Origin of the sequence: Polaribacter cellanae, from assembly GCF_017569185.1 — a bacterium.
In the GTDB taxonomy this organism is placed as follows: domain Bacteria; phylum Bacteroidota; class Bacteroidia; order Flavobacteriales; family Flavobacteriaceae; genus Polaribacter; species Polaribacter cellanae.
Map to the genome: position 1 here is coordinate 559977 of NZ_CP071869.1, position 12720 is coordinate 572696.

Consider the following 12720-nt stretch of genomic DNA (forward strand, 5'->3'; position numbering starts at 1 on the left):
CTTCTATTTTGAATTCTTATTTTTACCCCAATGAAATACAATAAAAAACATCTTTTTCTAACGATTTTTCTTCCAATTCAGGTTTTATTGGTGCAATTGGCCGCTAAAAATCCTGCGTTTATAGAAACGTATTATTCAAATGCAATTTATCCAATAATTTCTTCATTTTTAAGAATTATTTTGGGTTGGATTCCTTTCTCCTTTGGTGATATTTTACTGATTTTTCTCTTATTTATCCTTCTTCGTTTTTTATTTCGGTTGATAAAATTTCGATTTAAAAACTTCTTTCACAAAATTATTCATTTTATTGCATTTTTATCTATAATTTATTTCTGTTTTTACCTTTTCTGGGGGTTGAATTATTACAGAGAGCCTTTGGCTAAAAACTTAGGTTATCAACAAACAAAATATACTACAGATCAGCTTCAAAAAGTAACAGAAACCATTATCGAAAAACTGAACTTTTATCAATATACAATTACAAAAAACGACACAATAAAGGTTGTAAACAACTATCATCAAAAGGAAATGTACAAAATGGCTGTTGCTGGGTATAAAAATTTAGAAGCAGATTTTCCACAATTAAAATACAAGTATAAATCTGTAAAAAGTTCTCTAATGAGTTTGTTACAAACCTATAATGGAACTTCTGGTTATCTAAATCCATTAACTGGAGAAGCACAAGTAAATAGTAGAATTCCTAAAACAGGATATCCAACAACAGTTTGCCACGAAATGGCGCATCAAATTGGTTATGCTGCCGAGAATGAGGCAAATTTTATTGGTTTTTTAGCAGCTAATTATAATGATGATATTTATTTTAAATATGCAAGTTATAGAATGGCTTTTGGATATTGTATTTCGGAAATTAGAAAAAGAGACCGAAATTTATCAAAAAAACTTTGGCAAACTCTATACAAAGGAATTGCCAAAGATTTTAATGCGAGTTATAATTTTTGGCAAGCGTATAAAAATCCTTTTGAACCAATCATTAAAAAAGGTTATAGTGCTTATTTAAAAGCCAATAAACAAACTAAAGGTGTAGAATCTTATAATTATGTGGTTGATTTATTAATTTCTTATTTTGAAGCTTCAGCACAACTATAATTTTCTTAAATTTATGTTAAAATAACTTCATTTAACAGTTTCCAAATTCCTTCTAATTAAATTTAGAAACTAATTAATTCTTAACTAATTAAAACTATATGAGAAAACTACTCTTATTCTTCTGGTTATTATTGGCATTTTCCATGCATTCGCAAGATTATTTTCCAACAGATGCAGGAGTAAAAACGACAGCAAACACAATGTTTGCCTTTAAAAATGCAACTATATACATCACACCAAAAAAAGTGATTAAAAAAGGAACTTTACTGGTTAAAGACGGTAAAGTTGTAGCAACTGGTAATTCTGTAAAAATTCCTAAAGGAACAAAAACGATAGATCTTTCTGGTAAAACGATTTATCCTTCTTTTATTGATATTTATTCCGATTTTGGAATAAAAAAACCTAAAAGACCTTCAGGAAATTTTAGAACTACACAATACAAAGCTTCACGTGAAGGATATTATTGGAACGACCATATTCGCCCTGATGTAAATCCTTTAAAGGATTTTTCTTTTGATTCTAAAAAAGCTACAGAAATGTTAAAAGCTGGCTTTGGTGTGGTTAACACACATTCTAACGACGGAATTATTCAAGGAAATGGATTATTAATTGCACTAAACCCTAATTCTTCAAATGCTTACAGAATTTTAGATACCAAGTCTGCACAATATTTATCTTTTTCTAAAAGTGGTGCTTCAAGGCAAGCATATCCAAGTTCTAGAATGGGTGCCATGGCTTTATTACGTCAGGTTTATAACGATGCTTCTTGGTATGCAAAAGGCAATATGAAAAATACAGATTTGGCTTTAGAAGCGTTTAACGAGAATAAAAATCTAGTTCAAATTTTTGCAACAAAAAACCATTTAGATGCTTTAAGAGCAGATAAAGTGGGAGACGAATTTGGTGTACAATACACCATTGTTGGTAGTGGAGACGAATTCGAGAGAATTAACGATATTAAAGCAACAAATGCCAATTTTATTATTCCTATTAAATTTAGAAATGCTTATGATGTTTCCAATCCGCTATTGGCAAATCAAGTTTCTTTAGGAGATATGAGAAGATGGAACCAAGAACCTTCTAACTTAAAAGTTTTATCGGAAAATGGTGTAAATTTTGCTTTGACAACTTACAGTTTAAAGTCAGTTGCTTCATTTCATAAAAACCTACAAAAAGCCATTAAGTATGGTTTTAATAAAGAAAATGCGCTGGCGTCTTTAACTACAATTCCTGCAAATATTATTGGAAATAACAAAATTGGTAATTTAAAAGAAGGTAGTTATGCTAATTTTATTATTACTTCTGGGGATGTTTTTGATGCCAAAACCACCATTTACGAAAATTGGGTTCAAGGAGAAAAAAACGTCGTGAGCGATATGAATATTCGCGATATTACTGGTGAATATAAATTGTCTGCAAACAATAAAAACTATACTTTAAAAATTACTGGTAAAGAATCTAAGCAAAAAGGAGAAGTTACTTTAGATGGTAAAAAAGTAAAATCGAAATTTTCTTTTAGTGATGATTGGGTTTCTATCAACTTAAACGAAGGTGGAAACTATACAAGATTGGTTGGGAAAATTATAAATGCTTCCAATGTAATTCAAGGAACTGCTTACGATAATAATGGAAATGAATCTTATTTTTCGGCTTCAAAATTAATGAAGAAATCAAGTGATAAAAAGGAAAAGAAAGGTAAAAAATCGAAAGACGAAGAATATACTGTAGTTCCAGTTACCTATCCTAACATTGGTTTTGGTAATTACGTTCAACCAAAAACAGAAACAATTTTAATTAAAAATGTAACTGTTTGGACCAGTGAAGATGAAGGAATTTTACAGAATACAGATGTCTTATTAAAAGATGGTAAGATTTCTAAAATAGGGCAGAATTTAAGAGCAAGAAGTGCCAGAGAAATCGATGGAACAGGAAAACATTTAACTGCAGGTATTGTAGATGAACATTCGCACATTGCTGCTTCTTCTATTAATGAAGGTGCACAAAACTCATCAGCAGAAGTAACGATTGAAGATGTTATAGACCCAACAGATATAAATATTTACAGAAATCTTTCTGGAGGAACCACTTCTGCACAGATTTTACACGGTTCTGCAAATCCAATAGGAGGTCGTTCTGCGATTATAAAATTAAAATGGGGAGAAAATGCAGAAGAAATGATTTACGACAATTCTCCTAAATTTATAAAATTCGCTTTGGGTGAAAATGTAAAACAATCACGTAGTTCTAATGGAACACGTTTCCCACAATCTAGAATGGGAGTTGAACAAATGTTTATAGATTATTTTACAAGAGCACAAGAATACGATGCTTTAAAGAAAAGTGGAAAACCATATAGAAAGGACGAAGAAATGGAAACAATTTCAGAAATTTTAAATAAAGAACGTTTTATTTCTTGTCATTCTTACGTACAATCAGAAATTAATATGCTAATGAAGGTTGCAGAGAAATTCAATTTTAACATTAATACATTTACACATATTTTAGAAGGTTATAAAGTGGCAGATAAAATGGTAGCACATGGTGTTGGAGGTTCTACTTTTTCCGATTGGTGGGCATATAAATACGAAGTTAATGACGCGATTCCATACAATGCTGCAATTATGCACAATGCAGGAGTTTTAGTAGCAATTAATTCAGATGATAGAGAAATGTCGAGACGTTTGAATCAAGAAGCTGCAAAAACAGTAAAATATGGTGGAATAACAGAATTAGAAGCTTGGAAAATGGTAACGATTAATCCTGCAAAACTTTTACATATCGACGATAGAGTGGGTAGTATAAAAGTGGGTAAAGATGCAGATGTTGTACTTTGGAGCGATCATCCAATGTCTATTTATGCAAAAGCAGAAAAAACCATTGTAGATGGAAAAGTGTTTTTCGATAGAGAAATCGACCAACAAAAAAGAGTGGCTATTAAAGCTGAAAAAAGTAAGTTAATTAATATGATGTTGAAAGAAAAATTAGGTGGTGCTAAAACACAAGTTCCAATGAAAAGAAAAGATAGAAACTTTCACTGTGATACTTTAGAAGAACTTAAAAACTAGAAAAAATGATAAAAAAAATAATTTATAGTTTATTGTTTTTCTGTTTAGTAGGAAACATAAACGCACAACAAACTCCAGCAGATAGGCAAACAACTGCGTTTTCTATTGAGGGTGCAACTGCACATTTAGGAAATGGAAAAGTAATTGAAAACTCCTTAATTATGTTTAACGAAGGTAAAATTACATTTGTTGGAAGTGCAATGATGAGAATTGCCAGAGAAGGAAATATTATTAACGCCAAAGGAAAACACATTTATCCAGGTTTTATTGCTGCAAATACAACTTTAGGTTTGGTAGAAATCGATGCTGTAAAAGCAAGTGACGACCAAAGAGAAATCGGGATTATGAATCCTCATATTAGAAGTTTAATCGCATACAATGCAGAAAGTAAAGTTGTGGAATCTATGAGACCAAATGGGGTTTTAATGGCGCAAATTACACCAAGAGGAGGCACACTTTCTGGAACATCTTCCATTGTACAATTAGATGCTTGGAACTGGGAAGATGCAAGTATTAAGACAGACGATGCTATTCATATGAATTGGCCTACGAGTTTTACTTCTGGAAGATGGTGGTTGGGAGAAGACCCTGCTTTAAAGCCAGATAAAAATTACGCTAAAAACACCCATAGAATAATTTCTTATTTTTCTGATGCTAAAAATTATTTGGCAGGAAAAAAATCGCCAAAAAACATTCCTTTCGAAGCTACAAAAGGGTTGTTTAATGGAAACACGAAGTTATACCTTCATGTAAATGGAGAAAAAGAAATTACAGATGCCATTACAGAAATGAAGAAATTAGGCATTAATAATTTAGTAGTTGTACATGGAGTTGGCGCAGAAAATATTTCAGAAATATTGGTTAGCAATAATGTTCCTGTGATTTTAGACAGACCTCACAGAAATCCAAATAGCGAAGACGATGCGTATGATTATACGTATACAATCGCTAAAATCTTAACAGATAAAGGAATTTTAGTTGGTTTAGGTATGCAAGGGCAAATGGAAAGAATGAATTCTAGAAACTTACCTTTTTATGCAGGAACGTTTGCAGCACATGGTTTGGAGAAAGAAGAAGCTGTAAAGTTAATAACACACAACAATGCCAAAATTTTAGGAATTGATAGTTTTGTAGGTACTTTAGAGGTTGGTAAAGATGCGACCCTATTTATTTCGGAAGGAGATGCTTTAGATATGAGAACCAATATTATATCGAAAGCCTTTATACAAGGTAGAGATATTAGTTTAGAAACACACCAAACCATACTTTGGAAACGCTATTCCAACAAATACAAATCTAAATAATACAATTAAAAAAGGCTCGCTGTTCGCGAGCCTTTTCAATCAAAAACAGTTAACATGTAATAATAGTTAACAAGTTCTTCTTCATAGCAACCTTTTCTTTTTCAAATAATTTACAAAAGACTAACTAATTATTACATTACAAATATTGGAATAATTTCCTTACCTCCTATACCTACAATTAGGTATATTTGTGTTTATGAAAGAAATTACGAGCATTCATAATACATATATTAAAGGCCTTCAGAAATTACAAGATAAATCGCGTGAACGAAAAAAAACTGGGCGTTTTATTATTGAGGGCAAAAGAGAAGTTTCTTTGGCCATTAAAAGTTATTATGAGTTTGATACCATTCTTTTTGTGGAAGAAATCATTTCAGAAAAAGAAATTTTAGCCCTTTTTAATGAGAATGTAAACAGAATTATTATTTCTAAGGAAGTATATCAGAAATTGGCCTACAGAGATTCTACAGAAGGAATTATTGCTGTTACAAAAGCGAAAGATTTCTCTTTGGAGCATATCAAATTCAAAAATAAAAATCCTTTAATTTTAATTGCTGAAGGCATTGAGAAACCAGGAAATATAGGAGCTCTTTTAAGAACTGCAGATGCAGCAAATTTAGATGCTGTTTTTATTGCAGACCCTAAAAGCGATTTGTACAATTCTAATATTATAAGATCTAGTGTGGGTTGTATTTTTACAAATAAAATTGCAGTAGGAACTTCAACAGAAATTATAGACTTTCTTCAAAAGAACAACATCAATATTTATGCAGCAACTTTGCAAAACTCGAATGAATATCACAAAGAAAATTATATAAAATCCTCAGCAATTGTAGTAGGAACTGAAGCTACAGGTTTAACAGAACAATGGCGAAATGTGGCTACACAAAATATAAATATTCCAATGCAAGGACAAATAGACTCGATGAATGTTTCTGTTTCTGCAGCCATTATTTTGTTTGAAGCGAAAAGACAACGAAGTTTTTAAATATTTTAATCTAAAATAAATTAGTAATTTAGAAAATTAATTATAAAAAATAGTGAGATGAGTGTATTAGGAATTGATATTGGAGGTTCTGGAATTAAAGGAGCAATTGTAAATACAAAAACAGGTGAATTACTTTCTGAAAGACACAGAATTACAACTCCAAAACCAGCAACTCCAGAAGCTGTTGCGAAAGTTGTAAAAGAAATGATACAGCATTTTAAATGGAAAAAAGAAGTGGGTTGTAGTTTTCCTACCACAATTGTAGATGGAAAATGCATTCATTTTGGAAATTTGAGTCCAAAATGGCTAAATGTTAAGGTAAATAAACTTTTTAAAAAAGAATGTAAACTCCCTTTTTATATTAGTAACGATGCAGATTTAGCAGGTTTAGCAGAAGTAAGTTTAGGAGCCGCAAAAAAAGAAAAAGGATTGGTAATTGTGGTAACCATTGGAACAGGAATTGGTTCTGGAATGTTCTACAAAGGAAAATTAATTCCGAATTTAGAAATAGGTAGAATGCTACATACAAATGGAGAAATTATTGAATTCTATACAGCAGATTCTGTAAGAAAAAAAGAAAATTTAAAATTGGCAGAATGGGCAAAAAGATTTGACGTCTTGCTAGAATATATTAGAATCGTTTTTACACCAAGTTTAATTGTTTTAGGAGGAGGAATAAGTAAAAAATACGACGATTTTAAAAAACACTTAACAACAGATGTTCCTGTAAAAGTTGCTGAATTTAAAAACAATGCAGGTATTATTGGAGCTGCAATGTATGCTAAGAAAATGAGTAAGTAATTTTAAAACAACTATAAAAAAAATGCGCTCTTGCTAGAAAAAAAGTAAACAAACTCGTTAGAAAAAACACAAAATGACTCCAACCACCCTATTCTACATATTAATAGCAATATTAGTCGTCGATTTTATTATCGATAAAATTTTAGACTCTTTAAACGAAAAACATTTCGACGATAAAATTCCTGAGAAATTGGCAGATGTTTACGACCAAGAAGAATACAAAAAATCTCAAGCCTATAAAAAGACAAATGCGAAATTCTTGAATATAACTTCTACTTTCTCATTTGTAATAATGCTAGTTTTCTTTTTTGCAGATGGTTTTAAATTTGTAGATAATTTTGCAAGAAGTTTTACAGACAATCCTATCTTGGTGGCACTTATTTTCTTTGGAATTATAATGTTGGGGTCAGATATTTTAACAACACCTTTCTCCTACTACAAAACTTTTGTAATCGAAGAAAAATTCGGGTTTAATAAATCTACAAAAACTACTTTTTGGTTAGACAAACTAAAAGGTTGGTTAATGACGATTATAGTTGGTGGAGGCGTTTTAGCCCTTATTATTTGGTTTTATCAACTTATTGGAAAAAATTTTTGGATATATGCATGGATTTTAGTCGCAGTTTTTTCATTATTTATGAATATGTTTTACGCAAAATTAATTGTGCCATTATTCAATAAACAAACACCTTTAGAAGATGGCGAATTAAAAACTGCTATTGAAAAATATGCCGCAAAAGTAGGTTTTAAGCTAAATAATATTTTTGTAATTGATGGCTCCAAACGTTCCACAAAAGCAAATGCGTATTTTTCTGGTTTTGGTTCTCAAAAAAGAATTACGTTGTTCGATACGTTAATAAACGACTTAGAAACCGAGGAAATTGTGGCAGTTTTAGCACACGAGGTTGGGCATTATCAGAAAAAACACATCATTTTTAATTTAATTACTTCTATTTTACTAACTGGATTTACGTTATTTATTTTATCATTATTTATAAATTCTCCAATATTATCGAAAGCTTTGGGAGTAGATATTCCGAGTTTTCATATTGGTTTAATTGCTTTTGGAATTTTGTATTCGCCAATTTCAGAAATTACTGGAATAATTATGAACTATATTTCTAGAAAATTTGAATATCAAGCAGACGATTTTGCCAAAAATACATTTGCAGCAAAACCATTAATTACCTCCTTAAAAAAACTTTCGAAGAATAGTTTAAGTAATTTAACACCACATAAAGCATATGAATTTGTGCATTACTCACATCCTACTTTATTAAAAAGAATTAAAAATTTAGAATCTTAACATTTGTTTCTTACGTTAGTTATTCTTAAATTCACTCTAGATTAAAAACCATTATCTACAAGCAGTTTATGGAGTATAATGTTACCATAGAAGAAGAAAATAAAGAGATTGCAAATCGTTACAAAGATTTGCTAAAAGGAACTTATGAAGTCTTGTCTAAAGAAGACAAAGAGCTTATAAGAAAAGCTTTCGACATTGCTTTGGATGCACATTCGCAACAACGCAGAAAAACTGGCGAACCCTATATTTATCATCCAATTGCAGTTGCTAAAATTGTAGCTATGGAAATTGGTTTGGGTGCAACCTCTATTGCAGCAGCATTGTTACACGATGTTGTAGAAGATACCGATTTTACGATTGACGATATGGAACAATTGTTTGGAGAAACAATTGCTAGAATTGTAAATGGTTTGACTAAGATTTCTCGTTTGAACAAGGCACAAGATGCTTCTATTCAAGCAGAAAATTTTAGAAAAATGCTTTTAACGTTAAATGATGATGTAAGAGTAATTCTCATAAAAATTGCAGACAGGTTGCACAATATGCAAACAATGGATGCAATGCCAGCTCATAAACAAGTAAAAATAGCTTCAGAAACTTTATATATTTACGCGCCTTTAGCACACAGATTAGGCTTGTATAATATTAAAACAGAACTAGAAGATTTAGGTTTAAAATACACAGAACCAGAGGTTTTTAATGATATTGTAACCAAGATTAAAGAAAGTAAAGAAGAGCAACAAAAATATTTAGAGACGTTTGCAGAAACGTTAAAAAGCGGTTTAGACAAAGAGAATTTCGCCTATGAAATAAAAGGGCGATTTAAGTCTATTTATTCCATTCGTAAGAAAATGAGGAATCAAAATGTAACTTTCGAGGAAGTATATGACAAATACGCCATTCGAATAATTTTTACACCTCTTTCTGCAGATGAAAAATTTGAAGCTTGGAAAATTTACTCTATTGTAACCGATTATTTTAAACCCAACCCTTCTCGTTTAAGAGATTGGATTTCGCAACCAAAATCCACTGGTTACGAAGCATTACATATTACGGTTGTTGGGCCAGATGCTCAGTGGGTAGAAGTGCAAATTCGTTCGGATAGAATGAATGAGATTGCAGAAAAAGGCTATGCAGCACATTTTAAATACAAACAGGGAAACACCAACGAAAGTGGCTTAGAAGCTTGGTTAAATCGATTAAAAGAATCTTTAGAAAACCAAAGCTTAAATGCAGTTGATTTTGTGGAGGAATTTAAACTGAATTTATATTCCAAAGAAATATATGTATTTACGCCAAAAGGAGATTTAAAATCGTTACCTAAAAATGCATCTGCATTAGATTTTGCATTTTCAATTCATACAGATGTTGGTTTAAAATGTAGAGGCGCAAAAGTAAATGGAAAATTAGTGCCACTAAGCCACACTTTAAAAAGTGGCGATCAAATAGAAGTGATTACAAGTTCTACAAATAAACCAAATGCAAGATGGTTAGATTTTGTAATTACTGCAAGAGCTAAAACAAAAATTAGAGCGGCTTTAAAAGAAGAAGAAAAGAAAATTGCAGAAGAAGGAAAAGCCATTTTAACACGAAAATTACGTCATTTAAAAATAACTTTTAATGATAAAATTGTAAATGAACTCGTCGTTTATTTTAAATTAAGAACTAGTTTCGATTTATTCTATAGATTTGGAAATGGAGCTATTGACAATACCCAATTAAAAGCATTTGTATCACAAAGAAATAGTACCTTCTTAAATTTCTTTAAAACAAAGTTAAGAAGAAACTCTTCTACCAAAGAAAATATAGATTCCGAAGAAGTTACGAACAAATACGATGCTTTAGTTTTTGGTAAAGAGGAAGAAAAACTAGATTATAAATTATCTAAATGTTGTAACCCAATCCCTGGCGATCAAGTTTTTGGTTTTTTAACCATTAATGAAGGAATAAAAGTGCATAAAAAGAATTGTCCGAATGCAATTTCTCTACAATCTAACTATGCCTACAGAATTATGAAAGCCAAGTGGATTGACTCCACAAAGCAAGACTTTAAAGCCATTTTACATATTAGTGGAGTAGATAATAAAGGAATTGTTACCAAAGTTACTTCCATAATTTCTAGCAGTAACAATGTTTTTATTCACAGTATAAATATTGCTGGAGACGAAGGAGTTTTCGATGGTAAAATTAGCCTTAGCGTGCAGAATAGCCCACAATTAAACAAATTAATAAAGAGCATTCAAAAAGTAGATGGTGTTAAAAAAGTAGAACGTGTTAATACTTTGTAAATATCATTTTTAAAAAAGATTAATTTATTCAGAAATAACTGTAAATTTGTTATTTCGTAAAATTTTAAGATAATGAGCAATTCTCTTGAGAATCAAGAAGTAGTTAAAAACGTTTTTACCACATATTTAGAAGAAAAAAAACACAGGAAAACTCCTGAACGTTATGCCATTCTTCAGGAAATTTATGCGGCAGAAGAACATTTCGATATAGAGTCGCTCTATATTAAAATGAAAAACAAAAATTACAGAGTTAGTAGAGCAACTTTGTACAATACGATTGATTTGCTTTTAGATTGTGGTTTGGTTAGAAAACATCAGTTTGATGGGCAGTCTATGGCACGTTATGAAAAAAGTTATTTCGATAAAAACCACGATCATGTAATTTTTACAGATTCTGGTGAAGTAAAAGAGTTTTGTGATCCAAGGATTCAAATTATCAAAAAAACAATTGAAGATATTTTTGACATCGATATTAAAAATCACTCTCTTTATTTTTATGGAACAAAGAAGAAAAAAAAATAACACAAGAAACAACAATAAAAACAACAAAAAACTAATTAAAACAACCGATGGCTGTAGATTTATTACTCGGATTACAATGGGGAGATGAGGGAAAAGGAAAAATTGTAGACGTTCTAACAACAAATTATGATATTATTGCTCGTTTTCAGGGCGGTCCAAATGCAGGACATACTTTAATTTTCGACGGACACAAACATGTCTTACATACAATTCCTTCAGGAATTTTTCATAAAACAGCATTAAATGTTGTGGGAAATGGTGTAGTTATAGATCCTGTAATTTTTAAAAAGGAATTAGAAAATTTAGACAAGCATAAAATTAATTATACAGAAACGTTATTAATTTCTAGAAAAGCACATTTAATTTTACCAACACACAGGTTGTTAGACGCAGCTTCAGAAACTTCTAAAGGAAAAGCGAAAATTGGTTCTACTTTAAAAGGAATTGGACCAACTTATATGGACAAGACTGGTAGAAACGGAATGCGTGTTGGAGATTTAGAATTAGAAAATTGGAAAGAAAAATACGATGCTTTAACAGAAAAGCATTTAAAAATGTTAAAATTCTTTGATGTTCAAATAGAATATAATTTAAAAGAATTAGAAGCAGAATTTTGTAAAGGAATCGATAAATTAAAAACATTACAATTTATTGATAGTGAAGAATTTTTAAATAAAGCCATAAAAGATAAAAAAACAATTTTAGCAGAAGGTGCACAAGGTTCTTTATTAGATATAGATTTTGGAACATACCCTTTTGTAACATCTTCTAACACAACTGCAGCAGGTGCTTGTACAGGTTTAGGAGTTGCTCCCAATAGAATTGGCGAAGTTTTTGGAATTTTTAAGGCCTACACAACAAGAGTTGGCTCTGGTCCTTTTCCAACAGAATTATTTGATAACGATGGTGCAGAAATGGCGAGAGTTGGGCATGAGTTTGGTGCTACAACAGGAAGGGCAAGAAGATGTGGTTGGTTAGATTTAGTAGCATTAAAATACGCAGTAGATGTTAATGGAGTTACACAGTTAATGATGATGAAAGGTGATGTACTTTCTGGTTTCGATACCTTAAAAGTATGTACTTCTTACAATTATAAAGGAGAAGAAATTTCTCACTTTCCATATAATATCGAACCAGAAAATGTTTCTGTAAATTATTCTGAATTTAAAGGTTGGGATGAAGATTTAACAAAAATGGCTTCCGCCGATCAATTGCCTAAAAATTTATTGGACTATGTTGCTTTTATTGAAAAAGAAACAGGAGTCCCTGTAAAAATAGTTTCTGTTGGTCCAGATAGAAAACAAACCATCAATAGATAAATTTTAAAATATATCTTATA

The 12720-nt window shown here is 30.8% G+C and carries 9 protein-coding genes; all 9 read left to right on the forward strand.

The annotated features are described in order from the left end of the window. The first annotated feature begins 30 nt into the window (after positions 1–30). The 9 genes from J3359_RS02540 (at position 31) to J3359_RS02580 (ending at position 12700) form a co-directional block, all read left to right on the forward strand. Positions 31–1107 carry a DUF3810 domain-containing protein gene (locus J3359_RS02540; RefSeq protein ID WP_208079187.1) on the forward strand — a complete coding sequence of 359 codons (1077 nt, stop codon included), beginning with the start codon at positions 31–33 and terminating at the stop codon, positions 1105–1107. Positions 1108–1205: 98 nt separating this feature from the next. Then, complete coding sequence (locus J3359_RS02545; RefSeq protein ID WP_208079188.1) at positions 1206–4172, forward strand: amidohydrolase family protein; 2967 nt, start codon at positions 1206–1208, stop codon at positions 4170–4172. Between the two features lie 8 nt (positions 4173–4180). After that, entirely contained in the window at positions 4181–5476 is a 1296-nt protein-coding gene (locus J3359_RS02550; protein WP_208080395.1) for an amidohydrolase family protein, read from the forward strand. Between the two features lie 196 nt (positions 5477–5672). Beyond that, the gene (locus tag J3359_RS02555; RefSeq protein WP_208079189.1) at positions 5673–6464 is read left to right on the forward strand and encodes a TrmH family RNA methyltransferase; all 792 of its coding nucleotides are present in this window, start codon (positions 5673–5675) and stop codon (positions 6462–6464) included. 57 nt (positions 6465–6521) lie between these two features. Continuing rightward, positions 6522–7265 carry a polyphosphate--glucose phosphotransferase gene (ppgK, locus tag J3359_RS02560; protein ID WP_208079190.1) on the forward strand — a complete coding sequence of 248 codons (744 nt, stop codon included), beginning with the start codon at positions 6522–6524 and terminating at the stop codon, positions 7263–7265. 73 nt (positions 7266–7338) lie between these two features. Then, entirely contained in the window at positions 7339–8571 is a 1233-nt protein-coding gene (locus J3359_RS02565) for a M48 family metallopeptidase (RefSeq protein WP_208079191.1), read from the forward strand. A 68-nt stretch (positions 8572–8639) separates the two neighbouring features. Continuing rightward, positions 8640–10859 (forward strand): RelA/SpoT family protein, encoded by a 2220-nt coding sequence (locus J3359_RS02570; protein ID WP_208079192.1) that lies wholly within the window; start codon positions 8640–8642, stop codon positions 10857–10859. A 72-nt stretch (positions 10860–10931) separates the two neighbouring features. Beyond that, entirely contained in the window at positions 10932–11381 is a 450-nt protein-coding gene (locus J3359_RS02575; protein ID WP_208079193.1) for a Fur family transcriptional regulator, read from the forward strand. Positions 11382–11428: 47 nt separating this feature from the next. Continuing rightward, the gene (locus J3359_RS02580) at positions 11429–12700 is read left to right on the forward strand and encodes an adenylosuccinate synthase (protein ID WP_208079194.1); all 1272 of its coding nucleotides are present in this window, start codon (positions 11429–11431) and stop codon (positions 12698–12700) included. Positions 12701–12720: the final 20 nt, after the last annotated feature.

Excerpts from the sequence above, each read along its gene's own strand:
- J3359_RS02540 (WP_208079187.1), top strand. The coding sequence starts at position 31 with ATGAAATACAATAAAAAACATCTTTTTCTAACGATTTTTCTTCCAATT.
- J3359_RS02545 (WP_208079188.1), top strand. The coding sequence starts at position 1,206 with ATGAGAAAACTACTCTTATTCTTCTGGTTATTATTGGCATTTTCCATG.
- J3359_RS02555 (WP_208079189.1), top strand. The coding sequence starts at position 5,673 with ATGAAAGAAATTACGAGCATTCATAATACATATATTAAAGGCCTTCAG.
- ppgK (WP_208079190.1), top strand. The coding sequence starts at position 6,522 with ATGAGTGTATTAGGAATTGATATTGGAGGTTCTGGAATTAAAGGAGCA.
- J3359_RS02565 (WP_208079191.1), top strand. The coding sequence starts at position 7,339 with ATGACTCCAACCACCCTATTCTACATATTAATAGCAATATTAGTCGTC.
- J3359_RS02570 (WP_208079192.1), top strand. The coding sequence starts at position 8,640 with ATGGAGTATAATGTTACCATAGAAGAAGAAAATAAAGAGATTGCAAAT.
- J3359_RS02575 (WP_208079193.1), top strand. The coding sequence starts at position 10,932 with ATGAGCAATTCTCTTGAGAATCAAGAAGTAGTTAAAAACGTTTTTACC.
- J3359_RS02580 (WP_208079194.1), top strand. The coding sequence starts at position 11,429 with ATGGCTGTAGATTTATTACTCGGATTACAATGGGGAGATGAGGGAAAA.